The sequence below is a fragment of the Haloferax sp. Atlit-109R genome, from assembly GCF_003665865.1.
Lineage (GTDB): Archaea > Halobacteriota > Halobacteria > Halobacteriales > Haloferacaceae > Haloferax > Haloferax volcanii.
In genome coordinates this window covers 120,987-144,932 of the sequence record NZ_QPLO01000004.1, presented here as the reverse complement: position 1 = coordinate 144,932, position 23,946 = coordinate 120,987, and the positions used below count along the sequence as shown (strand labels likewise).

The following is a 23,946-nucleotide window of genomic DNA, read 5'->3' as shown; positions in this document are numbered from 1 at the left end:
GTGACCGGCGGTTCGCCGGTGTGCCGACTCGACGGTCGCTCCGAGGACGGCCCGTTTAGTGGTCCTGTCCGTAGTCGGCGAAGCGGTCGAGAAGGGTATCGATTTCCTCGTCGGGGAGTAGCGAGGGCTCGCCGATGTTGAGCGCCTGGTAGTGGATGCGGGCGCAGTACTCGACCATGAGCGCCACCTCGTACGCCTCCGCGACGGAGTCGCCGACGGCGACGACGCCGTGGTTTTCGAGGAGACAGGCGTTGTAGTCGTCGCCCAGTGCCTCCAGAGCGAGGTCGGCCAGTCCCTGCGTCCCATAAGTCTCGTACCCCGCGACGGGAATCTCGTCGCCGGCAAAGGCGATGAGGTAGTGCGAGGCCGGAATCGGCTCGCCGAGGCTCGCGAAGGTGCTGGCGTACGGGGAGTGATTGTGGACCACCGCGCCCGCGTCCTCGCGCTCGCGGAGGATGCCGGTATGCATACGGACCTCGCTCGACGGCTTGCGGTCGCCGGCGACCCACTCGCCGTCCAGCGTGACGACGGGCACGTCCTCGGATTCGATCTCGTCGTAGGGCATCCCCGAGGGACTGATGGCGACGAGGTCGTCGGCCTGCGCGCTGATGTTTCCGCCGGTCCCCTCGGTCAGTCCCTGATGGAGCATCTCACGGCCGAACTCGCTGACCGCCGAGCGGTGCGACGCGAGGTCGGATAGTCGGTCGGCGGGGACGCGATTCTCCCCGGTCGGGTCCGGCCCGTCCTCGTCGGCCGACTGCGTCTGCCCGTAGTCGGCGAAGCGGTCGAGGAGAGTGTCGATTTCCTCGTCGGGGAGCAGCGAGGGCTCGCCGACGCTGCGCGCCTGGTAGTGGATGCGGGCACAGTACTCGACCATGAGCGCCACCTCGTACGCCTCCTCGGCGGTCGCACCGGTAGCGAGGACGCCGTGGTTTTCGAGGAGACAGGCGTTGTAGTCGTCGCCCAACGTCTCCACCGCCACGTCGGCGAGTTCGGCGGTCCCGTAGGTTTCGTAACTCGCCACGGGAATCTCGTCGCCGATGAACGCGATGAGGTAGTGCGAGGGGCCGACTGGTTCGTCGATACTGGCGAAAGTGCTGGCGTACGGGGAGTGGTTGTGGACCACCGCGCCCACGTCCTCGCGCTGGCGGAGCACGTCCGTGTGCATCCGGAACTCGCTCGATGGCTTGCGGTCGCCGGCGACTCGTTCTCCGTCGATGTCGAGTATCGGTACGTCTTCGGGTTCGATTTCTTCGTAGGGCATCCCCGAGGGGCTGATGGCGACAGTTCCGTCGTCCGCCCTGACGCTGATGTTTCCGCCGGTTCCTTTCGTGAGGCCGTCTGCCAGCATGCGCTTGCCGAGCGTACTGACTAGACGCTGAGGCTCGTTCACCGTCATGATTGTTCTATCCAGATGGGGGGTGATAATTCTAGGGGTTGCAACAGCGACGGTCCGACGCGACCCGTGTTTTTCTCGGCGTTCGTCGCGGGCGGGCCGCCGCAGTCGGACAAACTACTTTACGACCGCGGATCGTCGGTTCGCCCATGGAAATAACCGGGTACGAACTGTTCGAAGTCCCGCCCCGGTGGGTCTTCCTCAAGCTCGAAACCGACGCGGGCGTCTGCGGCTGGGGGGAGCCAATCGTGGAGGGCTACGCGAAGACGACGAAGGCCGCCGTCGAGGAGATGGTCGACAACTACCTCCTCGGGACTGACCCCCTCGAAATCGAGCGCCACTGGCAGGCTATGTACCGCGGGCGGCACTTCCGCGGCGGCCCGATTCTCATGAGCGCTATCGGCGGTATCGACCAAGCGCTGTGGGACATCAAGGGGAAACACTACGGCGCACCCGTCTACGACCTCCTCGGCGGAAAGGCCCGCGACCGGATTCGGGTCTACCAGTGGGTCGGCGGCGAGACGCCCGAGGCCATCGCGCGCGCCGCGGCCGAGGAGGTCGACCGCGGCTACGACTGCCTGAAGCTCTCCGCCGTCTCGCAGTTAGACCGCATCGACTCCCCGGCCGCGGTGGCCCGGGTCCGCGAGCGCCTCGAAGCCGTCCGATCCGAGGTCGGGGACGACGTGGACATCGTCGTCGACTTCCGTGGGCGCATCACGACCGGGATGGCGAAATGGGTCGCCGACGAACTCGACCCGCTCGATCCGATGTTCTACGAGGAGCCTGTCCTTCCTGAACACGCGCGCTCTCTACCGCGCATCGAGAACCGAACCAAGGTCCCTCTCGCGACCGGCGAACGCCTGTACTCCCGCTGGGACTTCGAGCGGACGCTGGAACTCGACGCCATCGACGTGCTTCAGCCCTCCCCGTCCCACGCCGGGGGTATCTCGGAGGTCCGCAAGATAGCCACGGCGGCCGAGGCGAAAGATGTGCTCGTCTCGCTTCACTGCCCGCTGGGGCCGATTTCGTTCGCCTCCTGTCTCCACCTCGATATGGTGCTCCCGAACGCCATCGCACAGGCGCAGAACCTCGAAATCCACCGCGCCGACGGGAACGACCTCCTCGGGTACCTCGACGACCCCGCCGTCTTCGGGTTCGACGACGGCTTCGTCTCCGCTCCCGACGCCCCCGGCCTCGGCGTGAAGATAGATGAGGAGGCCGTCCGCGAGCACGCGCAGTCCCGCGTCGACTGGCAGAGCCCGATATGGTACCATGAGGACGGGAGCGTCGCCGAGTGGTGAACCACCGACGCGGCCGATTCGGCGATAGTGAATACTTTTATGGTAAACTCCGTTCTTCGTTTGGCCATGAACGAGCGCGGAGACCCACCGGTGAAGGCGACGACGACGAGCGGGCGCGTGCTGGACGCGCTCTCGAAACTCGGCGACGCCAACCTGACCGAGGTCGAGACGGAGGTCGGCCTCTCGAAGAGTTCGGTGCACAACCATCTCGAAACGCTCCGACAACTGGGGTTCGTCGTCAAGGAGAACCAACGGTATCGACGCAGTCTTCGGTTTTTCGAACTCGGCTGTTCGGTCCGGTCCGAAGCCCCCTTCTACGGGGTCGGGAAGTCGGAGGTCGACCGACTCGCGCGGATTTCGGGACTCGCCGCGGGCCTCACCGTATTCGAGCGCGGACGGGGCGTCTGCATCTACGAGCGGACCGGCCAGAACGTTGAGGCCCCGCCCGTGACCGAAGGACAGACGGTCCCACTCTACTGCACGGCCCCGGGGAAGGCGATGCTCGCACAACTCCCGGCGGACGACCGCCGCGACGCCGTCGATGCGACGTCACTTGACCGCCACACGGACCAGACGATTACGAGCGCGGCCGCACTCCGTAAGGAACTCGACACCGCGGAGACTCGCGGCCTCTTGTCGGACCGCGAGGAGTGGCAGACCGACCTCCGCGGTCTCGCCGCTGGCGTCGTCGACCCCGAGGACGGTCGGGTCGGGTCGATATTCGTGTTGAGTTCCTCGGAGAGCATGTCCGGAAAGCGTTTCCAACAGGACGTGCCCGGACTCATCATCAGTTCCGCTAACCAGATTCGGAAGGCGCTCCGCGAGTCGGTCTGAGTCGCGGCGCTCCGTGCCTCGCGGCCGCTCAACGCCTACTTCTGTTCTCTCTTCGTCCGATAGCAGCTTCGACCACCGAGCGAGTTCGCACCCCACACGGAGCATTAGTGGACGACTCGTCCCCTTCGAATTGTGTTCACTATATCCGAATACTACGTTGGGACACCCATTACTGTCGTGCCTGTGTCATTACGTGTCTTCACCGACGGTCAAGACATCCGTCTCATGCCGCACAGTAGCGATACGATAAGGATTAGTGACTGTATCATTTGTTCATACCTCGATCGGAGGTGGTAAGCGCACGGTCTCAGCCCCGGCACCAGACAGTCGCCCCGACGACTGGGTGGGAGGACCCTCAACTGGATGTTCATATCAAAAATGGAACGTACAATCACGAGGGCGGTGTCGCTTTGAGTCGGTGTGCGACTCGTAGATCGTCCATACATGACAGACGCACCGCTGTAACGTTATAAATTACAGAATTACATGTGTAATTGAGGACCACCTCATCAACTGTTACGAGGCGTGGAGCGAACGGTCATTAGGTCGCCAGTCAAGAAGAGGGTCTACCCGTGTGGGCCACAACTCTACTTACCGCCAAGAGAGTCATAAGAGTGTTCAGTTTTGTGAGCCACTAATTTTAGAGAGATTGAATGAAACTACTGTATATCGTAGAATGAATGGAGATGTGTGAATTATATGACTTATTCAGATACTCAATCAACAGGAAGTCTAGTTAAGCCAGTTTGAGGCACGAGCAGGTCGTTGAGTATGTTTGGGATGAAGCCCGCAGACCTGCTCAGTGAGTACTTTGCGACAGATTTAGAAGAAACGTGGGAGCGTGAGCGGACGGCGATACTCGTCAGGGCGCTCGCCGTCCAGCTCCACACGACTGGTTGTTCACTCAGAAAGACAAAACAGATTCTTCGATATCTCGGCATTGAACGCTCTCTCCAAGCTGTTTGGCAGTGGGTACATCGGCTTGCTGACAGTTATCACAACCCGCCTGAGGCGAAACCGAAGCGGGTTGCGGTCGACGAGACTGCTATCAAAATCAACGGTGAGTGGTCTTGGTTGTACGCTGCAATATACTTCGACATAAAAGTGATGCTTGACGTTGCGCTGTTCAAGCGTCATGGAACCGATCCGGCGGTTGCGTTTCTCCACGGAGTCTGTAAGAAACACGACGGTTCAGAGGCGGTGTTTCTGGCTGATTCCTTCGGATATCAGACTTCCTGCTCTCGATTAGGGTTGAACAGTCGGGTTGATTACACAGACCGAAACCTGATTGAAAAATGGTTTCACACATTCAAAATGAGAGTTGACCGTTTCCACAATTCATGGGTGGAAGTCGGCTGAGCGTCCGCCAATGGCTTGCAGTTTTCATCCATTACTGTAATTTTCAGCGACCGCATCAGTCGCTCGACGGAAGAACGCCAGCTCAGGAGGTTAACTAGACAGTGCCCTGGCTCAGATTGAGTCCACAACCTAAGTTAGGAACAACAAACCACCGGCCTCACGGTGAGTCAGACTCCTGTTTCGACCGGCACCTAGCTCGTCGAACGACGAATGTACCAACCAACATAGCGATTACTGTAAGTACAACGCCGAATCCCGGTGAGTCACTAGCCGTCGTGGCTGGCTCGTCAGTTGTGTCTATCGTGTCCGTTATGTCCGATTCGGTTGTCGCGGCTGACTCGTCAGTTGTGATTGTCGTGTCGGTCGTGTTTGCAACTGGAGTCGATCCGATTACGAACGTCGACAGTCCTGGCGATGTGGCTTCCAGCGTATACCGCGCATCAGTCTCCTCAACGATAGTGGTTGGTAGTCGATTCCACTGAGTCGTCTCGGCGCGGTAAAGCGCGACGGAGTCGGAATTGAGGCCCGAGTCGGCGAACTGTGACTTGCGGAGACTAACGGTGAATATCACGTCTTCGATATCCTCGTCGGCAATCGTATGGTCGACGGTAATCGTCCCCATCGACTGCGCTTCCGTCCCAGAGGTAAACGACGGCTCGGTTTCGCCACTTCCGGCGTCACTGGTCGTGATGTCGAGTTCGAAATCCGAATCGTCGTCGATATTCATCTGCAGGCCGGTGAGTGACAGATTGCGTTCGGTATCGTCAGAACTGGTGTCGCTGAGTAGGATCTCGACTGGTTCGTCAGTCGAGGGGTCCGAGACGTCGACGCGCCACGTACCCTCTCCCTTATCTCCGGCGGTTACACGAACTTCGGGATCATTACTGGACGACGAAGATGACCCCAAATCATGGGGCGTTGGTTCGTCAACGCCGATGATCGTTACCGTAATCGTCCCACGTGCAGTATCACCGTCGACATCCGAAACAGTGTAGGTAAAGTTGTCTGTCGTATTTTCCCCATCCTCAAGGGACTCGAACTGCCCGTTCGGGTCGTACGTCCAACTTCCGTTCCCATAGACGGTGAGGTTCGCCCCCGAGCCGAGGGTGAGGACTCTACCGCCGCTGAACATCGTGCCGTTGACCGCCGTCAGTGAGTCGCCAGCGCTGGTAGCGGTCCCTAGTTGTATGAGGTTGACGCTCTCGCCGTCGGCGATGGAAAGCACGGTGTCCTCGCGAGTTGTTTGTGAGCTGTTGTCGGGTGCGATCCGGGGTTCGGCAGCATCGATCACGGTAACGGTGATTGTCTCGGTGGTGTTGATGCCGAACTCATCAGCCGCCTGCACGTCGACCACGTACTCGTTGTCCCCGTCGGCATCGGTCGCGTTCTCGAAGTCCGGTGCGCTGTCGAACGAGAGGGTGCCGGTGGTTGCGTTGGTGCTGAATGCTGATCGATCTACCCCACCGACAAGCGAGTAGGTGATGTTGGTATCGTTGCCGTTTCCGTCGGTAGCGTTCACGTCGGCTACAATGACGGTGTTTTCCGCGACGGCCCAGTTCTCACTAGTGGTGAACGTCGGCCCTGTGTTGTCGACGGTGAACGACTCGCCGCCCGTATAGCTCCCGTCGGTACTCCCGGCTGCTCCGGATTCGACCAGCGCGTTACCGTCGGCGTCGGTAATACTGTCGTCGTCGACGAGGTCGACTCCGAGGTCGCCCGTGCCCGAGACGGTGTCGACGGTGACGATGTACCGGCTGTCAGCACCGGTAACCGAGATGTCGTCGTCTCCATTGGCTGTTGTCGCAGTACCAGTCGTTGCAAGCGTGAAATCGTCAGCGTCCACGCCGGTGACCGGCTCCGAGAATGTCACGGTGAGGTTCACGCGTTCGGCGGTGGTTGCCTGAACGTCTGGGTCATTCCGGGTAATAGACTCGACGACTGGCTTTGCAATACCCTGCGCTTGAAGCTGTTCCGTCCGGTCGATTCCCCGCAGTATCGGATAACCGTCCATCGCCGCGTCCGTATCCTCGCGTTCGACCATTCCCCACGTGTTGGTGAAGTCGAGACCGGTCATGTTCGTCTCCGCACTCGCCCCCTGCATCTCGGGAGCGGGAGCGGTGTCGGCCGTCGCTCCGAAGCCGCTGACGTCGGTGAAGGTTATCGGCTCCCACCCATCTCCCGTACTCACACTGTCCTCGTTCGTCGTTCCTACGTCCCAGTAAGCCTGCTCCACGGTAGTCGGTTCAACAGCGGAGCCACCGACGAGGCCACCAATCCCCTGCGTCTCGTCGTCGATACTGAGAGACCCAGTGGCGTACGAACGCTGAACCGTTCCTCCAGGGTCCGCTTGGAACGACCCGAGTACTCCACCGGCGTACCAGCTCGCAGTAACCGTGCCAGTAGCGTAGGAATCCGCTATCGTTCCCGTGGAGACGCCGACCAGTCCGCCAGCAGACGTGCTGCCTCCCCCTCCGTCGACGGCTCTTGCAGCGAAGGAGCGATTGACCGTCCCCTGGTTGAAACCGACCAGTCCGCCAAACCAATCGCTTCCACGAGTCGGTTCTCCAATCGCGTAGGAGCGACGAACCGTCCCATCGTTACGGCCGACTAGGCCGCCAACTCGATAAGTCCCGGTAACCTCACCAGTGACGTGAGAGTTCTCGACGGTCCCATCGTTATACCCGGCGAGCTGTCCGGTTCTTCTCGCGCCGGTGACGGATCCACCCTCGAGACCGATGTTGGTGATCGTTCCTCCCGACGCAACCTCACTAAACAGGCCAACGGAGTATGTCCTTCCTCGGTTGATAGTCAGGCCGGAAATCGTGTGGTCGTCGCCATCGAAGGTGCCCGTAAACTCGTTGTTTTTGTCCCCGATCGGGTCAAACCCATTGTTGCTGTCCCACGTCGATGTCTCGCTCGCGTTGATATCTCGGGTTAGAACGTAGTTATTCCCCAGTCCCTTGTCATCGATACACTGGAGTTTGTCCAGCGTATCGACCTCGTAGTACGTTTGCCCCGAGATGGTCTGATTGGTCCATGAAACGGCGCTACACTGCGATGTGTCCGGCATATCGGCGGCTGCCACCCCCGAAAAGGCGGTGACACCGACACCCAAGGAAACGACGAGGAGTGTTATTACCACGAGTAGCCACCGACTGACCCTCGCACCCATCAGACACTTACTCCGTCCAACCTTCGGTTGCGTCGATCGCGGTCCACGGTCGCCCGTAATGCGGTTTTATTCATATATTCAGTACGAATTCAACCGCAAGTATAGTCATTGGCTGAGACGGTGTTTCACGGCATGAGACATCAGTCATTCAGACAACAAGAACCGCAACCACAGCTGTGTGACGGTGACGCCGACACTCCGACTGCGTGGCGTGATATATTGGAGGAGACGAAATACGTATCATTCATAGCCTCATGATAGTCGTATGAATCGCTACAGTCGTGATCCCACCCGACTGTTGAACCACCAGCCACTATTGGCTGTGGCCCGTGCTCGGTCGGTCGACCGGTCGACATTAGAGACTGAACTTGACGTGTCAAGAGCGACCGTCTACCGCCAGACCTCCGCGCTGGTCGACGAGGGACTGCTCAAACGGACCAACCGAGGGTACCGGACGACTGGCGCGGGAACGGCTGTTCTCGACGCTGCCGAACGTTTCGAGCGCTCGCTGGCGGCGGCAGACCGACTGAAGCCGCTGCTCGAACACCTCTCGCCGTCCGTCCTCACCGAAAACCTCCATCTTTTCGCCGACGCGACGGTGATGGCAGTCGACCCTGAGTCACCCTATGCCATTGAGCAACGCCTCGAATCCGTCATCAGCGATGTCGACGAGCGAATCTACGGGGCTGCAACGAGTTTCGGCTCACCGGTGACGCTCGCTCGGACCGTTGACTGCGTTGAGGGAGGCGTTGACTTCGAGTGGGCTCTCCCGCAGGCGGTCCTAGAACGCCTCGAATGCCAACACGGCGAGCTGCATGAAACAGTACGAGCCCACGACAACGCTTCCGTCTACGTCACCGAGGACGTGGTTGACCTCTCGTTGTACGACGACACGCTCGTGCTCACAGGGTTCGACACCGACCGGGGGACGCTGGCGGCCGTCGCCATGACCGACAGCTCTGCAGCCGTCGACTGGGCTTGCGACGTCTTCGAAACCCACCGTGAGCGCGGCGAGCGACTAAGCTAAGTGGGCCACGGCGGCGCCACCACCGAAACCCACGGTGAATAACCTTCTCGCTCCGTATTGGTATAATTCTGAATGTGTGATTTTCATTGCTCAATAGGGCACTGTCTAGTTAGTGACCTCCTCAATCGGTGTTCCCATCGAGCGCTTGATGCGGTCTCTGAAAATTGTAGTATTGCACAAATTGTATGGGAGATTTAGTTAATCCTACGGATTGGCGTGGAATATCCAGCCTGCCATCGACGGTGGACTGCGTAGGAAGTGTCGGATTCACTCCCGCCGTAAACGGCGGGATGCTCTCCTCGAAGAAAGATAGCCTATTGGACATTCCATAGTGCCGTGTCGAACGCAGTCAGATTGCGGATGTGACGGAACGGTCCGGACTGATCGAACGCCTTCTGGGTGTCTCCTCGATTTCACTAGCACAGCGCGGTAACAATCTCATACACTCTGCTGTCTCGATACTGCCGACATAGCAGTCTTCAATCTCGGTAAGCAACCCGTTAGCGTCTGATCTTGTCAGTTCGGGAGAGGTCACGGAAAGCCAGCCGATTTACAGTCTGGACGAGGGGTGTGTCACCATCGAAACCATCTGCAGGGGAAGAACAGTTTCCACTCTCAGTCACTTCATTCACTGCCGCTAGAGAGCGTGACCTCTTCCTAGAAGTTGCAAAGACGATGGAGCGGGCATTCGACAAGGCTCAAGTGGAGGCGTAAGTATGCCACGAGGAATGGTTGAGCGGTTCGAGAATCCATCAGACGAAGGGGACGATGAGAACACTAAGGCCGAAGAGGAAACTGCAGCGACGTCGTCAAAAACAGAAGCAGAAACTCGAGGGTCAGGGAAGGCCACGGGTAACCAGTCGAACCAGCAACAGGGCTCGACCGCGGGTACCACCGAATCGTCCGCAAGTGAAGCGAGAGAGACAGACGACGAGCCGTAGAATATCCGTGAGGACTGAGACTCAGCCACGATATACGTAGAACCGGAGCAGAGCGAGGATATCGAGATTACATTTACTCGCCTGAAAAAGCAGCTGAAACGCGAGGGTGTCACGCTGGAGAAGAACAAACACTTCTATCGTGGGATCTTCGAGGTGGCGTTTGGCGAACACCAAGAGGAAACGAAAGAGAAGATTCGGGACTCGCAAAGCAAGACGCCAATCAGTGAATCACTGATTCACGGAGTGTCGAATCTATATCAGGTCACAACTTCACTTTCGACTCGATAACGGTGGCCAATCGACATTTTGTGATTGATTCAGACGTTAACCAACAGAATCACAAGCTCGGAGATTTTTGTTGGTTAAGGAATCGAGAGTTTGACTCGAATTTCTGAACCGGAAGGAGAAAATTGTGGGAACACACACCCCTCGTCAAGAGTGAAAACGATTGAAAGGGTGAGGGGTGTTATCCACAAGAAACAGAGGTCGAAAAGACAGAACACGGACGAACCCACGGAGAGAGTCGTTAAGACTGAGATTGACGGCGAAATAAGAGGAAAGCAGATGAGTAGTTCTTCACGAGATCCAGACGAATACTAATTCGTCTCTTTTGTTGTGGAGAATACAGTTAGTGGGCTATTCGAACCAATAAGATATAAATCTTCTAGATAATACTAAGAATTCTGATGGGTGTGCGTTCTGGTTGATTCCCCGGAAGCTCGATGCGTGTGTTTCCGTCTCTCTTCCTGTGATTCGTGTCGTTTGCAGGCGATACAGTCGTGCAATTCTCATCTTGCTACCCGGATCTTCTCGTGCTGTTTCACTCTGGACGAGGGGTGGGTGGGTGTCTTTACGTCGTGACTTTTATGTGATTATTCTCTCGATACCCCAAACTCTCGACACCCTCAAGATTGGTGCAGAATACAGGTCAACAGCTGTGTTTTGTGTCGATGGCTACGACTGAAAACAGGAAGCATCTCCTCGAACTTCTGTTCAACCGAATAACGAACCTCGCGACTGTTTTCACTCTGGACGAGGGGTGTATGCCGTGCGTCAGACGTCTTTGTGTCTGCTCAATGTTTGACGTCTTTGCTCTGATTGAGTTATACTCTTGATGGGGGGTGTGCATTTTCGAGCCCAGTGGAAGATTAGTGGTAATTCACTCGGGACGAGGGGTGGTCAAATATTGGTTTCTGTCCGCTATACAGTCTTGGTGAGGGGTGTTTCATCGTCCAAATCACTTGCACGGGAAGGACGCCTTTCACTCTGGATTACCTCGTCTCTTTTACCGACTGACATTGGACGCTCTAGGCAGTAGGTCCTAGTCATGGGCTGATTTACACTCTTGTCGAGGTGGGAGAATAATTAAGTAGCCAGGTTGCGCGGTATCTGGTATCGATGGCTGATGACCCGTCGCAACTCTCTGACTTCAACGACCGGTACGAAGACCCGGCTGAGGATCCGCTGTTCAATATCGATGGAGACGATCCCGACCGGGTCGACATTTTCACTCGCAAGGAACTCCTGAAGGTTGGTCACGTCCCGGAAAGTGCCCGAATCGTCGGCCGTGACGAAGAAATCAAAGACATCGCTGCTGAACTCAGGCCGATCGTTCAAAATGACCCGCCTAACAACGTCATGATCTACGGCAAGACAGGGACGGGCAAGTCGCTGGTTGCTCGCCATGTCACAGAACGTGCCCGTCGAGCCGCAGAGTCAAATGGGGTTTCGGTCGGGACTGTCTACGTCGACTGTGCACAGCACAATACTCAGACCCGTGTTGCCCGAACAGTGACACGGGAGCTCAATAAGACCGAAAAAACTGACTTCGACGTCCCACGTGCGGGGATTGGCAGTGGAGAATATTACGACTACCTCTGGGAGATATTGAATCTCGCCTACGATGCTGTTATCATCATTCTCGACGAGGTTGATCGTCTCAACGACGACGATATTCTGATGCAGCTCTCACGAGCCCGTGAATCTGGGAAAGCCGATTGTCACCTGGGTGTTATCGCGGTGAGTAACAAAATCGAGTATCGAGACCAGTTGAACGAGCGTGTCAAGTCAAGTCTTCGTGAAGAAGAGTTCGTCTTCCAGCCCTACGACGCGAATCAACTCCGTGGGATAATGAAGCACCGCCGTGACGCGTTCCACGACGACGTTCTCTCTGACGACGTCATCCCGCTAACTGCGGCACTCGCCGCACAGGAACATGGCGACGCCAGGAAGGCGATCGAGATTCTCCGACACGCGGGCGAACTCGCTGAGCGAGAAAACGCTGACCAGGTCGTCGCAGAGCACGTTCGCGATGCTCAAGAATGGGCAGAGGTTGACCGATTCGAGGAGTTACTTCGTGGATCGACGACTCAGGTCAAGTTCATTCTCTACTCACTTGCATTGTTGACCGAGGAGAGCTCGAACGAAGACGAATTCTCGACAAGCCGTATTTACAAGCGCTACCAGAACACTGCTGAGACGGTCGATGCGAAGGTTCTGAGCGAACACCGCGTCTATGAACTGCTGAAGGAGCAGGCGTTCCTCGGCGTGGTGGAATCGACCCGAACTGGCGGTGGACGGGGAGAAGGGAGCTACCTTGAGCATCGACTGGTTCAGGATACTGGTATTGTGCTGAAATCTGTGCTCCGTGATAGCCGACTGGAAGATCTCGCGTAATCTCCGTTTTCCCCGACTACACACCCCTGGTCACGAGTGTAAGTTCTGACTTGTTCAGTCTGGTAACCCACACCCCGTGTGCAAAGTGTAAATATGCGCTATTCATGCGCGAGAGCGCTTAAGGAACAGTTGAGGTCTTTGATTATTCATCTTGTACACGGGGTGTGTCACCTCTCAACTTGTCATTCGATTCATCTCTCACACGGGGTCCACGGGTAATCAGAAAATTCACTTCGCACACGGGGTGTGGTGGCCCTCGATCTCATGGAAGTTGCCCTTCCTATTCACCGGAATTGACTGGTCCTTTATACTTAGACTTGATTTTGTCACCCTCTCGCCACTGCCAGTAGTAGTAGCGATTGTCGTTGATCTCTTTGATCGTAATCGTCGCCTTCGTGGGGACATCATCTGGAAGGTCATCCGACCGTTCTTCGAGTTCCCCTTCCGGTGGCTCTTCCTCGCGACGAACCTCACGCTCCTTGTGTTCGGCCAACTCTTCGGCATAGCGGGCAACGTCTCGGAGACTGTTCGGCGATAAGTTATTCAGGGCGTCGACGACTTCTGTGGAGAGGCTCGTCGGCGGCGTCGGTGGTTCGTAGGACATCGGCAGCTGCCTCGTGTTAACCAACACAAGGGCTAATCAAAAATTTTGTTGGTTAAACTGCTGATGCCGACTTCCCGTTTTCCTCTGGTTGTAACGCTACTCGAAACTGGTATATCAACAAGTTTCGCGCTACGTTACACATGCTGCGAGGAATCGACCAACATCCGGACGCAAGCCTAGACTTCCTCGTGAACAAGTAGCGCCAGTTCGTCACTCTGGTCGGACGACCTCGTCGCAGGAATAGCACTCAGCGAAAACGCCAGTTGACCCATCCGCCATCCTCGAACTCGATGATCGACTGGTATGCCTCAATCTCTTCGCCGCAGTCAGAACATCGACCAAGCGCCGTCGAATCACTCGTCATGGGGGTGGAGACGCATGTGACACAGTCCGGTTCGATAAGGGTCACGCGATGCCACAGCAAAGTTGTTTGGTCGAGCCGGTGACGCCGAAAGTAGTTGGTGAACCGTCGGGCTACTTGCGCCTCAGGCTTCCAAGAGCCGTGAGTTACACGCTGTTGGTTATGTCATCTAACCCAAACAGCCGCAAGTCACCCCGCTTTGCAACTGCTTCTTGGACAGTTTGGGTCGCCCCGCTCCGAGTAAATAGTGCATACTCTTTGTCGATATCTCCGCCACTGTCAGGGGTCCATCTGATCTCTTCTGTGTGTTCTTCGAGTGACGCAAGAGCACTGTAGTCGAGCGGAGCATTCGTGAATTTACACTCGCCGACGACCATTGTCCCCTCCGTAGTAAAACCGACGACGTCGACTTCGTGTTCTTTGTACCACCACCGGCCGAGATCTAAGAACGTTTTGTCTGGATACAATCCAGGAAGTGCGTCTTGACAGAGGACTTCAAATTGTGAACTCACGAAGTCAGGGAGTTCGGGCTCGATGACTGCCTTATACGCTTCGTCGCCCAATCGCTCGTATCGGTCTTCGTTCCCGTAGACAAATCGGAACCAGAACCGAAATAGTGGGTCGAGAATCCGGTAGCGGCCACGGCGGGAGCGAGCTTTCTCTTCTGTGAGTGGAACTTCGCGTTCGATGAGCCGAAGGCGCTCTAATTTCTGGGTGTAGGTCGAAATCTGCTTTCCGTCGATTCCAACCATCTGTGCAATCTCATTTGACGTGGTATTCCCTGCAGCGATTGCCTTGAGAATCGCAAAGTATCGATTCGGCTCAGTTAACTCAGTTCGGAGGACGTACTCCGGTTCGTTATGGAGATATCCCCGCTGTGAGAGGAGGGATTCAGAAATCACGGTTCCAAGGTCGTGATCAAGATCGATGCCATCGAGATAGTATGGAACACCACCGAAGACACCCCATGCAAATATCCGGTCTTCAGGCGTGTAGCTTTCCGGGAAGAACTCCTGGGCAGCAGCAAATCCGAGTTGTCGGAGATCGATCTTCTCGGTGAATCGCCCGTAAAGCGGGCTGTTTCCTAACAGCGTTGCTTCCTCCATCATACTAATCGATGACCCAACGAGAATGAGTGTTCCACTCGTGTTCTGGAGGCGTTGGTCCCACAATCGCTGAATCACCGAAGGAACGCTCTTGTCGGCGTCGATGAGATATGGGAACTCGTCGAGTACGACAATTCCTCCCTGTTCGACGAGGTACCCGAGTAGTGACTCCCAATTCTGTTTGATGTGTTCAATTCCAGGGAAGGAACCTGAGGCGGCGTCAACGAATTCGTCGAGTTGCACCTGTGGTGTCGTCTGCGTCGCTTGGTATACGACGGCATCATCTCTCTGCGTGAGTGAGTGTTGAACGAGTTGCGTTTTTCCGAGACGACGCCGTCCAAAGATGACAATCATCTCTGGGCTGTCGGACGCGTAGCACTCTCGCAACCGAGATAGTTCGATTTCCCGATCCACAAAGCGTTCCATGAACCTCATATATTCTCGCAAGAAGTTAATCGTGCCGATAACCAAATTCAGAATAGGCTATTCTGAAATAGGCTATTTTCGATTGCTCTGTCAGACACACCACTATTGCCAGTAAAACCAGCACCCATCAACAGTCGCTATGAAGACGTGATTTAGAATCGATAGTGACCCGGCACTCACATAGTAGTAACTCGGTCGAGAATGGCGATTCCGTTCCTCGTCACGGGAGTTCCTCGGCCACGTCAACTAAGTCACTCATTCAGATTCATTTTGGTTTACCCCAGAGTGATTTACCCGAAGGTAAACTACTTTGCGTCAGAGTGTGAACTGTGATGTATGAGTACCGATCTGGGAACCGCTGGTGGAGAGAGGTCCCGTGAACTGATCCATTTCGTCACCCAGCAGACGCGGTTCGCGCTCGTCAATAACATCCTCCAGCATCCCAAGCAGCTGCCTTCGATGTACGAACTCGAGGAGCTCAACCCCAGCGTCAGCGATGCCACCGTCTACAAGCACATCCAGAAGTTGATCGACGCCGGCATCGTCAAAGAAGTCGCACTTGACGACGACCAGCGCCGACAAGGCTATCCTTGGAAGTTCTACGGCCTGACTGAGGACGGTCGAACATTCCTTGAGGAACACAATCTGCTCGCCGCTGAGGAGACGCTCCAGCAGATCTACGAGACTATCTCCGACAAGCCCGAGAAGATGGTCAAGTACGAGAACGCGCCCCGTCCAGAACAGCAGTAGTCAAGCTACTCCTGTGCAGCGACCTCGGTATCATCCGCCTCAACGCCAAGGTCGTACTCTACGTGGATATGGCTGTACCAGATGATCGGCCGCTTTGATCGGCCATCCTGCTCAAATTCGACAAGTCCGAGTTCTGCGAGGTCGTTGATCGCGGTCGAGACGTTCTTGATGTCACGATCAACGAGTCGTGCGAGTTCGCGGAGACTCTTCGGTTCTTCGCGGGCAGTAGTCCGGATAAGTTCGAGATTTTTTCGCTCAGAACACGTGCAAGTGCAGTCTCGTCTGGAAGTGAGACGCCAGTGTGGTCATCAGTCAGTTCACCAGCGTCGGCTTTCGCTGCGGCTTCGAGTGCACGGTCGAAGAACTCGTCGTTCGATTCGACACGGACGGTGAGTGTGTTTTCGGTCATGGTTTGTGGTGGAGATAATTCCTACTGGTATTCCGGTGCGTTTCTACAGGCAGAACAGCCCAACCGTTCTGTGAAATTGAGTTCCGCTGCATCTTGAATCTCCCCGACAATCTCGCAGAGAGCTTTAGGCCAAGAGTAGGCGACTCCCCCCTGACAACGCCCATTGATGCGGATACTGTGCCGTCTCTGGCTTTCAACAGTCCCTCGCTAGATAACTCGCCACTCTGCGGATACTCTGTCAGACACACCACTCTTGCCAGTAAAAACTAGTATCCCTCAACGACCTCAGATTCATCGCATTTCTATTGGGAGAACGCGTCGATCGAGACCTTCCAGCGTCCAAAGAGTACTTTGGAACAACTACCCCGGCAAGTCTATTACTCCCCGTTACATACTGTTACATATGCCCGTTGATTTCGAAAACTACCAGCCATCGGATCTTCCAGGACCGAATACGAATGGACGGACCATTCTTCGCTTCCTTGCAGCGACTCCAGAAACAGGCTATCGAGCGGGTGAGATTGATGAGGCGCTCGACATCCCACGAGGAAGTGTTGGGACGACGCTCAGCAGACTCCATAACCAGGGGTTTGTGCGTCACAAGGGCGAGTATTGGGCGATCAATCCCGACGCCTACGATGCACATACTGCGAGCTTGATTGGCTTGGCTGCCGTGAGCGAGCAGTTTGAGGGCGACTACTACGACGAGAATCCGGACTGGGATGCAAATCTCCCTGATCTCGATGAGTCTGAAGATGCAGACTCTGGTACAGAGTGAACCACCTCGGGGTCAAGCTCCGAGGCACTCGGGTTGATACCTGAACTGCGATTGCGCTGCCGCCCTTCGTTACGACGGCTCGAGTCTACTAACAAGCCCCACGGGTCCAGTTGGGATCACTAACAACGAACCGGTGTGTACAACACGAGAGCTACTGTCTGCTTGGTCCAGTTTGAAAAGCGAGCAGATTGTGCGTGGTTTGGGTTGTGATCTTCCCACCGAGAGGGCTGACGTTTTAGCCAGGCAAGTATTTATACGACGGAAGAATCAAGATTAGATTGACCAATGAGTCTTGATGAAGCGGTTGACGAAGCACTCGCGACGTACAACATGTCGCGCAGCGAAGAGGCCGAGGAAACAGGCCGAGCAGTCGCCACGCTCCAAGACTAACAGAACCGTTTAGTTGAGGTTCCGAATCTTTTCAGCGAACGCTGTTTTCAATCGACCTGGCGTTTCCTTCAGCTCCGGATAGTCTGCGCGTTCGACAGCCTCCTCAACGAACTCTGTCCAGAGTTCTTCGTGTTGCTCCGCGTGAACTGCTTCGGGGTCAAGCCCCGAGGCACTCGGCCTTCTCCGCCTGTAGAACCGCAGCGAGCGACTGCCTCTCGGCGAGTGGCAAATCGATTGTGAGTTTGGTCCTTCCCCGAATGTCTTATCACGAATTATGGATAATTCGTAAGTAAGATGGCGCAGTCACCTCCACGGTCAGGCCGCCCACCAATTCAGCAGCTTCAGACGGTGGCCAACCTCCTCGACACACCCACACTTGCTCGGCTGTATGCCCATACCTTACAACACGGACCGGTCACCGTGTCCGAGTTGGTCGACGAACTCGATATCCCACAGGGAACTGCTTACGACTATATGCAGAACCTCGAAACAGCTGGGTTAGTAGAGAAAGTCCGTGAGCAGCGCCCGTACGAATACGATGCCGAGTCCATCGCACTTACGCTCTCGACAGACGGTGAAACCCAAACAATCACACCAGCACTTATCGCCGCTGTTGCCCGCCGCGACCAGGACGAAGATATCGACATCTACATCGAGCGACATGGTCTCGACGGGCTTGCTGTCGCCCTCGAGTACGCTTCCGAGTACGTCGACGGTACGGTCAATCATCGGATTGCGTCCCGGGAACTTGACCTTTCACCGCTTGAAGCCGAGATCATTCTCCAGGCGCTGGAACCAGTTGCCACTGAGTACGCCGATTCCGGTGCATGACGACGGTGTATATCGCCGATACCGGTGTCTTCGTTCGGTGTGGTGGGCCCGACAAAGACAAATTTCAACGGCTCCGTCGAGCACTCTAACAGGCTGGTGTCTCATTGCGTGTCCCCCAACGCGTCTACGAAGAACTCGGTGGCGATCCGGCAGCGGACGCGTATCCCTCGGGAAATATTTCCTATCCCGATGGATTCGAGGAGGGCTGGATCGTGGTTGCCGACGAACTTGACTACACCAACCCGCTTGTCTCGACGGTGATGGACGAAGCCCGCCGGTTTATCGCTAACGAGACTGGCCGTGACGAAGATATCACCGAGAAAGCGGACACGGCACTCGTGGAGCTTGCTGCTCAGGTACTCGATACAGAGCAGGCGGATCACGTCGTTCTCTTGACGACCGACAAACCTAACGACGAATGAGTCAGCCATCACAGAGCGTATCGACCGCTTCATCGAGACGGGACACCACGAACGGATCTGGCGAGATTGGAACCCCGGTGAACGGACCATCCGTGTACTCCGGGATGCGATTCGAGACGCTCCAGACGAGGTCGTCTCACTGAGGGAGTTCCACTCGGCGAAGGAGCTGTTTGAAGCAGTGGAGTCCTACGACCCGGAAGCGGGCTGGAAGCGAGACGTATGTAATCGCATCTCGAGTCCTCGAAGTCTCGGGAACCTTCTCGCATCCCAGCGCGACCACCGGAGTCTGACCATTCGAGAGCACAGAAATACGAACCACTATCGGATTCACGAGTCTTCGCGTGGCGTCCAGCCCCTCGACGTCGAGGCAATCGAAGACCTGTTCGAACTCCCCTGTATGGCCAATATGGCCGAGCGCCTCCACGAGAAGAAGCCAGTCCGAAAGGACCTGTACAACTTCGCCCGGATGGTGATGTGGCTGCCACAGTATCAGGACAGCGACCTTGAGACGATTGTTGCAGACCTCAAGGGCGTCTTCTCGCGATGGCCTTGGTACGACGAACAGGTCACCGACTACCAGATACGCTACGAGTTCTCGAACACCATTGGAGGCGACACCCCGCTTCCGATGAACTGTGACAACGACGATATGCAGCGGTACTGCATCGGCCAGGAGCAGTGCCCCTACTCGATCTGGGGCAGTCTCCCATTCCCAGACGAGATGTATGACCAACTAAGTGGAGCGGAGGGTAACGGAAACGAGCTCTGACGCAGATAGCCAACCGTCAGTTAGATTACTATTCTCAGCGGACAGCGATGTGACGGAGATTGAAAACCCGTCATGCACTTTTCAGGCATTCAGTCGACCAATTCGGGCAAGAATGGGTATCGTGCTGGAAGGATAGTCTCGCAACTCATCAGTTGGGGTTGGTCAGTTCTGCTAGGGCTTGATTCTAATTTGACTCCAATCCTCTCGAATACGGGGCTTTCAACACCTCGTCAAGCACAATCTCGCTGAATCACCATTTTTCGGAACCCGTCGAGGACATTAGTAACGCCTGAAAACTGCCCGACGGGCCTCTTGCTAAATCTAAGGGCGTTTCAACTCTCTCTGCACCTCCAAAATCATCCAAAGGAAGGCTGGGGTACACGGGTGCAAACGCCGCTGGCTCTCTCCGGCCGAAGGGTCATCAAACGACGACAGTCTCTAGCCGATATATCAGAACCCACTCATTAGATGAGGGTGCGATCCGCGGTGGAGTTTGTCACCCCGAGAGGGGCGAGGGGGGCTGTCGTAGGCCCCCACTCAACAACCATGTCTTCCGAACACGAGCAACAGCAATCACGACTCTCTAGCGAGCAGGCTGAGCAACCGAGCGAAGAACCGTGGACAGATCTCGAACTGACGCTCCCGCAGGGCAGAAGTCCGACTGGCATCGTCTCATTTGTCGAGTGCGTACTCGTCGAACTCACCCACGAAGACGTCGGAGCTGAGTTCGTCTCAACGAGCGTAGCGGGCGTGAAGCGGACACAGTTCATTGCCGTCGACGGCGAGGCAGTATCTGAAACGGAAGCTCGCTGAGTGGGTCGGAGACCGGCAGGAGTTGCTCATTCCGACTGGGAAATTGCCCTTCGAGAAGGCGATCCTGAACCACTCCGAGAGGGGGTAACCAGGGCGATTTGGCCCTGTTGGAATCCTCAACAACCAACATACTAATGAGGGTCAGTAAGTAGAGACCAGCAACTGGACGTGGGTGTACCGTCTACAAGTTCGATGCCTGCTTACCAAGCGTCTCGCCAGTAACCGTATCCGATGACAGCGAGGATAGTGGCGACACCGAAACTGAGGAACGTGCCGATGGACCAAACCGACGCAATCACGAATCCCCAGAGGCCAGCAACGACAACGCCGTGTTCCAAGTCGTCGATACGGCCAGTCGCGTACGCTGAACCGAAGGCGACCGTCAGCAGTAGGCCGAATATCGGTTGCTGTGCGTACAGAAACGCCCCCGCGAGGATGGAGACCACGACAATCCCCGCAAGCCCGTCGTAGAGGTTTGGAACATTGGCGGGCGTACGTGATTCTGACGTAACCATATGAATGCGTACAGACCTCGGTCGGAAAAATGGTTGGGCTCCGTCACTTTCGCCCCCGGTATGCGATTTCGTTATCCGAGGCCGTTCTGACGGTAAGTAGATGGTTACTTCGCAGACTCCCCCACCAGTTGTTTCGCCGAGAATAGTGTCTGGATAATATTATTACAACAAGGCCGAAAATTTGAATTGTACCGTAGGCCGAACCCTCTGAAACAGCCACTGCAAGCACTTCGGGTGGAACGGTACGACCAAACGAACTAATTGAGTTGTTTACCAATTCGGTATAATGCCTGAGTCCCCGCGGCCTCCACAGGACGATCACGGGAGCTGGACACGTCGGCAGTTCCTAGCTGCAGGAGGAGTGGTTGCCACCGGCGCTCTTGCTGGGTGTAGTGGACTACCTGGAACCGGGCCACGAACGCTTGATACCGTCGTTCACGAAAACTCGGAAGACGAACTGTCGTGGGATTTCCCGGGCCAATCCGACGCTGAGAGCATCGGGTACGTCGAAATCCGTAGGAAACCACAATTCGACTCGGAGGGCTCGATTCCGTCACTGTGGTTCACCTTCAACGCGAGTATCGATCCGTCATCGTCCTACAAGCTGGATCAGTTCACGGCGACGTTCGCCACTCCGAATACCTATTTCGACCAACACGGCCAACTCACCTACCTGGTCAGCCCACCAACGCGAAGTGACAGCTTCAACACCTACTATCAGCGGGCCTGGGGTAGGACGACCCACCGGCAGTTCGTAATGGATATGGATGACATCGGCCTCGATGGGACAATCCAGTTCCCGTTTGTCATTCGAGACCCGCAAGCACTCCCATCGACGTTGCAGTGTTCGTTCTCGGTTCAGGCAACCGAATCAGGGACGTTTGGGGAGACCGTTACCGCATCGGATTCAGGCACCTTCGAGTTTGACTAAGAAGAGGAAGAAGGCAGTTCAGGTTGATGTCTGATACGGAGATGTGACAGAGTCAACCGGTTCGGTGCCTCTGGTGGCGAATTTATATCAACAATCGAGATGTTTGGTGATCGCACTACCTATCGGTCGCTGTCGGTGAATCATTCACAGTTCGTTCGCAGCGTCACCGTATTCCCTGACGTGTAAATCAGACCATGGCTGACAGGAACACGTCCCGTCGAAGATGCCTCGGATACAGCCCACAGCTCGCTCCCGTCCTCAATGCTCAGACCGACAGTCCGGTCAGTCGTCGGAACGACGACCGACTCCCCAACGACCAATGGAGGGCCTGCGACATCAAGGGCTTGTTCCCACTGGACGTCTCCACTCTCAACGGCCAGCGCATACACGGTTTCCTTGTCCGCGCTGAAAACGCGGCGGTGCCCGACCGCTGGCGCGAACAGGTCACCATCGTACATCGCTTTTGACCACTGCCGGTCTCCACTGGTGGCATCGAACGCCACGAGTTCGTAACGGTCGTAGCTCGCCAGGACGATATCCTCCGTGCGGACGAGCGGTTCCGGGATATTTGGCCCAGGGATCCCCCACTGTGTTTCACCCGTCTCGCGATCCAGCGCGTAGATTCCCTGGGCGGCAGAGCCATCTGCTGTGATATACACGTGGTCGTCGTCGACGGCTGGCGGTGCAGGGATGCTTGCACGCTGGTGATCGTCACCGAACGACCGCGCCCACTGCGTATCGCCGGTAAACGTATCAAGAGCGGTTACATCGCCCCGATCGCTCGTGGCGACGAGGAGGTCGTCAGCGACAGTCGGCGGATTGGGTCTGCCAGCCGTATCATGTGTCCAAGTGGTCGTCCAGCTAGCGGTGTCGAGTGCGACGATCCCGCCAGTCGATGGTTCAGTATAGTCGCCAAGTACGGGCGTAACAGCAATCGAACCTGCGAGGGCTGGCGGTCCAGTTGGACGCCGATTGAGTTCGTGGGTCGTCTCGGAGGACCCGTCGTCGAGTTGTACGGTTGTCACGATTCCACTCTGCTCGCGAGGCGCGCGGCCGACGACGACAGCCGTATCATTTGTGGCAACGAGTCCGGTGATATCGATATCGTCCGCGAGGGAACTCGCCCAATAATCACCGCCAGCCGTGAGCGTCGGCTGATCGGGAACGGCGTTCGTATTGTGCGGAGAGGCACGTGTCTGTGGCCACTGCGCGACGCCAGGATCTGTCGGTGTACACGAATTGGTCTGGCAGCCAGCAGTTGCCGCGAGAACTGTCGTGGCTGAGACTGCAAGGTATTCACGGCGCGATATGGAGGGCATCTGACCGAAACGTCGGATACAGAACCCATAGGGGTTTTGGATATCCATCGGTGGGCGGGTTACTCGAAGCCTGCTGTTTTTCAGGGGCCGGAATGGGTGAGTCCCGCCGGAGGCTCGTGATTTGATGCCCGAGAAACAAGGCGACGATCCATTCCACGATTGCGAGTTAGGTCCCGAGGCGATCCTCGGAACACACACCTTCAAAGACGTCCTATTCACCGACGAGACAGAAACCCCGGTGAACGTGCTCACCGGCGAGACACCGGCACATTCGCAAGCAACCGTCGAGGAAGCGAAGGAGTTCGCTGCGAGTATCGCCACGGAGACGCCTCAGATCGCGCTCCCCGCATCCGTCGAGTCGCAGGTCGAAACACAGAGCAAGCCCTACACGGCGGCCGCATTCTTCCACTTCAAGGCGACTGGCTCGCTCGAACGCCACCGCGCCTACAAGTCGGGCGCGTTCGCAGTCGACTTCGAGGCTGACTACGCATCGGGCGACCTGACTATTATTGTCGACTGAGTGGAAGTGGCCTGAAAGCGAGAATACAACCCTGTACCTCAACACGCGATACCGCTCGAAACCAACATTCGTCCTGACGGCCGCCTCCACCAATCCGAGCGGATAGCAACATGTTGACCGCAACTCCCATTCTATTACCAAGACGTGATACCGCACTTGGTTTGTGGCGTGTCTGGGTGGGGATGTTACAAGCGGAGTTCGTCGTTGGTAACAAGTAGCGATTGCATCAATGATTTCGAGAACTTCACCAGAAGAAATATTGTTAGCTAACTAACTAATTCCAATTGGATGTTTGA

15 protein-coding genes and 7 pseudogenes are annotated in these 23,946 nt (G+C 56.4%); 14 read left to right on the top strand and 8 right to left on the bottom strand.

Going from position 1 to position 23,946, the window contains the following annotated elements; translation table 11 throughout:
* Positions 1-55: 55 nt before the first annotated feature.
* Positions 56-1,399, bottom strand: coding sequence for a class II aldolase/adducin family protein (locus tag DVK03_RS18545; protein ID WP_115803479.1), 1,344 nt, complete (start codon positions 1,397-1,399; stop codon positions 56-58).
* A gap of 146 nt (positions 1,400-1,545) precedes the next feature.
* Between DVK03_RS18545 and dgoD the strand changes: the two genes are divergently transcribed.
* From dgoD to DVK03_RS18530, 3 genes and pseudogenes are all read left to right on the top strand, one after another.
* Positions 1,546-2,697, top strand: a complete 1,152-nt coding sequence (gene dgoD, locus DVK03_RS18540; RefSeq protein ID WP_115803478.1) for a galactonate dehydratase — start codon at positions 1,546-1,548, stop codon at positions 2,695-2,697.
* Positions 2,698-2,763: 66 nt separating this feature from the next.
* Positions 2,764-3,531, top strand: a complete 768-nt coding sequence (locus DVK03_RS18535) for an IclR family transcriptional regulator (RefSeq protein ID WP_004043181.1) — start codon at positions 2,764-2,766, stop codon at positions 3,529-3,531.
* Between the two features lie 780 nt (positions 3,532-4,311).
* A pseudogene (locus DVK03_RS18530) lies at positions 4,312-4,988 on the top strand (IS6 family transposase).
* A 59-nt stretch (positions 4,989-5,047) separates the two neighbouring features.
* On the opposite strand, the gene DVK03_RS18525 reads toward DVK03_RS18530, so the two are convergent.
* Positions 5,048-8,032: a GLUG motif-containing protein gene (locus tag DVK03_RS18525; protein WP_233509331.1), complete on the bottom strand. Its 2,985-nt coding sequence runs from the start codon at positions 8,030-8,032 to the stop codon at positions 5,048-5,050.
* 295 nt (positions 8,033-8,327) lie between these two features.
* Between DVK03_RS18525 and DVK03_RS18520 the strand changes: the two genes are divergently transcribed.
* A complete protein-coding gene (locus DVK03_RS18520; RefSeq protein WP_233509332.1) occupies positions 8,328-9,089 on the top strand; it encodes a winged helix-turn-helix domain-containing protein in 762 nt (253 codons plus the stop codon).
* A gap of 105 nt (positions 9,090-9,194) precedes the next feature.
* On the opposite strand, the pseudogene DVK03_RS18515 reads toward DVK03_RS18520, so the two are convergent.
* Positions 9,195-9,276: pseudogene (locus DVK03_RS18515) on the bottom strand (IS6 family transposase); the annotation flags it as partial.
* Positions 9,277-9,817: 541 nt separating this feature from the next.
* Between DVK03_RS18515 and DVK03_RS20560 the strand changes: the two are divergent.
* Positions 9,818-10,257 (top strand): annotated as a pseudogene (locus DVK03_RS20560) (hypothetical protein).
* A gap of 1,171 nt (positions 10,258-11,428) precedes the next feature.
* A complete protein-coding gene (locus DVK03_RS18505) occupies positions 11,429-12,706 on the top strand; it encodes an orc1/cdc6 family replication initiation protein (RefSeq protein ID WP_115803476.1) in 1,278 nt (425 codons plus the stop codon).
* 280 nt (positions 12,707-12,986) lie between these two features.
* Here the strand turns inward: DVK03_RS18505 and DVK03_RS18500 are convergent, their stop codons facing one another.
* Together DVK03_RS18500 and DVK03_RS18495 are read right to left on the bottom strand one after the other, a co-directional pair.
* Positions 12,987-13,310, bottom strand: a complete 324-nt coding sequence (locus tag DVK03_RS18500; protein ID WP_115803704.1) for a hypothetical protein — start codon at positions 13,308-13,310, stop codon at positions 12,987-12,989.
* Between the two features lie 507 nt (positions 13,311-13,817).
* Positions 13,818-15,203, bottom strand: coding sequence for an ATP-binding protein (locus DVK03_RS18495; protein WP_115803703.1), 1,386 nt, complete (start codon positions 15,201-15,203; stop codon positions 13,818-13,820).
* 336 nt (positions 15,204-15,539) lie between these two features.
* Between DVK03_RS18495 and DVK03_RS18490 the strand changes: the two genes are divergently transcribed.
* On the top strand, positions 15,540-15,953 hold the full coding sequence (locus DVK03_RS18490; RefSeq protein WP_115803475.1) for a MarR family transcriptional regulator: 414 nt from the start codon (positions 15,540-15,542) through the stop codon (positions 15,951-15,953).
* A 5-nt stretch (positions 15,954-15,958) separates the two neighbouring features.
* Here the strand turns inward: DVK03_RS18490 and DVK03_RS20490 are convergent.
* Positions 15,959-16,362 (bottom strand): annotated as a pseudogene (locus DVK03_RS20490) (winged helix DNA-binding protein).
* 403 nt (positions 16,363-16,765) lie between these two features.
* Between DVK03_RS20490 and DVK03_RS20340 the strand changes: the two are divergent.
* The 5 genes and pseudogenes from DVK03_RS20340 to DVK03_RS18460 all read left to right on the top strand — a co-directional run.
* Positions 16,766-17,140 (top strand): helix-turn-helix domain-containing protein, encoded by a 375-nt coding sequence (locus tag DVK03_RS20340; protein ID WP_115803474.1) that lies wholly within the window; start codon positions 16,766-16,768, stop codon positions 17,138-17,140.
* A gap of 684 nt (positions 17,141-17,824) precedes the next feature.
* Positions 17,825-18,361 carry a helix-turn-helix domain-containing protein gene (locus DVK03_RS18475; RefSeq protein ID WP_013035102.1) on the top strand — a complete coding sequence of 179 codons (537 nt, stop codon included), beginning with the start codon at positions 17,825-17,827 and terminating at the stop codon, positions 18,359-18,361.
* Positions 18,358-18,771 (top strand): annotated as a pseudogene (locus DVK03_RS20635) (hypothetical protein); the annotation flags it as partial. The gene DVK03_RS18475 and the pseudogene DVK03_RS20635, both read left to right, overlap by 4 nt.
* Positions 18,764-19,552: pseudogene (locus tag DVK03_RS18465) on the top strand (primase-associated protein); the annotation flags it as partial. The pseudogenes DVK03_RS20635 and DVK03_RS18465, both read left to right, overlap by 8 nt.
* Before the next feature lie 546 nt (positions 19,553-20,098).
* Positions 20,099-20,332: pseudogene (locus DVK03_RS18460) on the top strand (hypothetical protein); the annotation flags it as partial.
* Between the two features lie 233 nt (positions 20,333-20,565).
* On the opposite strand, the gene DVK03_RS18455 reads toward DVK03_RS18460, so the two are convergent.
* On the bottom strand, positions 20,566-20,880 hold the full coding sequence (locus DVK03_RS18455; protein ID WP_004043267.1) for a hypothetical protein: 315 nt from the start codon (positions 20,878-20,880) through the stop codon (positions 20,566-20,568).
* A 286-nt stretch (positions 20,881-21,166) separates the two neighbouring features.
* On the opposite strand from DVK03_RS18455, the gene DVK03_RS18450 reads away from it, so the two are divergent.
* Complete coding sequence (locus DVK03_RS18450; RefSeq protein ID WP_233521819.1) at positions 21,167-21,811, top strand: twin-arginine translocation signal domain-containing protein; 645 nt, start codon at positions 21,167-21,169, stop codon at positions 21,809-21,811.
* 140 nt (positions 21,812-21,951) lie between these two features.
* Here DVK03_RS18450 and DVK03_RS18445 read toward each other — a convergent pair whose 3' ends face one another.
* Complete coding sequence (locus DVK03_RS18445; RefSeq protein WP_115803472.1) at positions 21,952-23,130, bottom strand: PQQ-binding-like beta-propeller repeat protein; 1,179 nt, start codon at positions 23,128-23,130, stop codon at positions 21,952-21,954.
* A 124-nt stretch (positions 23,131-23,254) separates the two neighbouring features.
* Here DVK03_RS18445 and DVK03_RS18440 point away from each other — a divergent pair, with 124 nt between their 5' ends.
* Positions 23,255-23,650, top strand: a complete 396-nt coding sequence (locus tag DVK03_RS18440) for a hypothetical protein (protein ID WP_115803471.1) — start codon at positions 23,255-23,257, stop codon at positions 23,648-23,650.
* The last annotated feature ends 296 nt before the right edge of the window (positions 23,651-23,946 follow it).

Excerpts from the sequence above, each read along its gene's own strand:
- DVK03_RS18475 (WP_013035102.1), top strand. The coding sequence starts at position 17,825 with ATGGCGCAGTCACCTCCACGGTCAGGCCGCCCACCAATTCAGCAGCTT.
- DVK03_RS18445 (WP_115803472.1), bottom strand. The coding sequence starts at position 23,130 with ATGCCCTCCATATCGCGCCGTGAATACCTTGCAGTCTCAGCCACGACA.
- DVK03_RS18500 (WP_115803704.1), bottom strand. The coding sequence starts at position 13,310 with ATGTCCTACGAACCACCGACGCCGCCGACGAGCCTCTCCACAGAAGTC.
- dgoD (WP_115803478.1), top strand. The coding sequence starts at position 1,546 with ATGGAAATAACCGGGTACGAACTGTTCGAAGTCCCGCCCCGGTGGGTC.
- DVK03_RS18505 (WP_115803476.1), top strand. The coding sequence starts at position 11,429 with ATGGCTGATGACCCGTCGCAACTCTCTGACTTCAACGACCGGTACGAA.
- DVK03_RS18495 (WP_115803703.1), bottom strand. The coding sequence starts at position 15,203 with ATGGAACGCTTTGTGGATCGGGAAATCGAACTATCTCGGTTGCGAGAG.
- DVK03_RS18490 (WP_115803475.1), top strand. The coding sequence starts at position 15,540 with ATGAGTACCGATCTGGGAACCGCTGGTGGAGAGAGGTCCCGTGAACTG.
- DVK03_RS18545 (WP_115803479.1), bottom strand. The coding sequence starts at position 1,399 with ATGACGGTGAACGAGCCTCAGCGTCTAGTCAGTACGCTCGGCAAGCGC.
- DVK03_RS18450 (WP_233521819.1), top strand. The coding sequence starts at position 21,167 with ATGCCTGAGTCCCCGCGGCCTCCACAGGACGATCACGGGAGCTGGACA.
- DVK03_RS18440 (WP_115803471.1), top strand. The coding sequence starts at position 23,255 with ATGCCCGAGAAACAAGGCGACGATCCATTCCACGATTGCGAGTTAGGT.
- DVK03_RS20340 (WP_115803474.1), top strand. The coding sequence starts at position 16,766 with ATGCCCGTTGATTTCGAAAACTACCAGCCATCGGATCTTCCAGGACCG.
- DVK03_RS18535 (WP_004043181.1), top strand. The coding sequence starts at position 2,764 with ATGAACGAGCGCGGAGACCCACCGGTGAAGGCGACGACGACGAGCGGG.
- DVK03_RS18455 (WP_004043267.1), bottom strand. The coding sequence starts at position 20,880 with ATGGTTACGTCAGAATCACGTACGCCCGCCAATGTTCCAAACCTCTAC.
- DVK03_RS18520 (WP_233509332.1), top strand. The coding sequence starts at position 8,328 with ATGAATCGCTACAGTCGTGATCCCACCCGACTGTTGAACCACCAGCCA.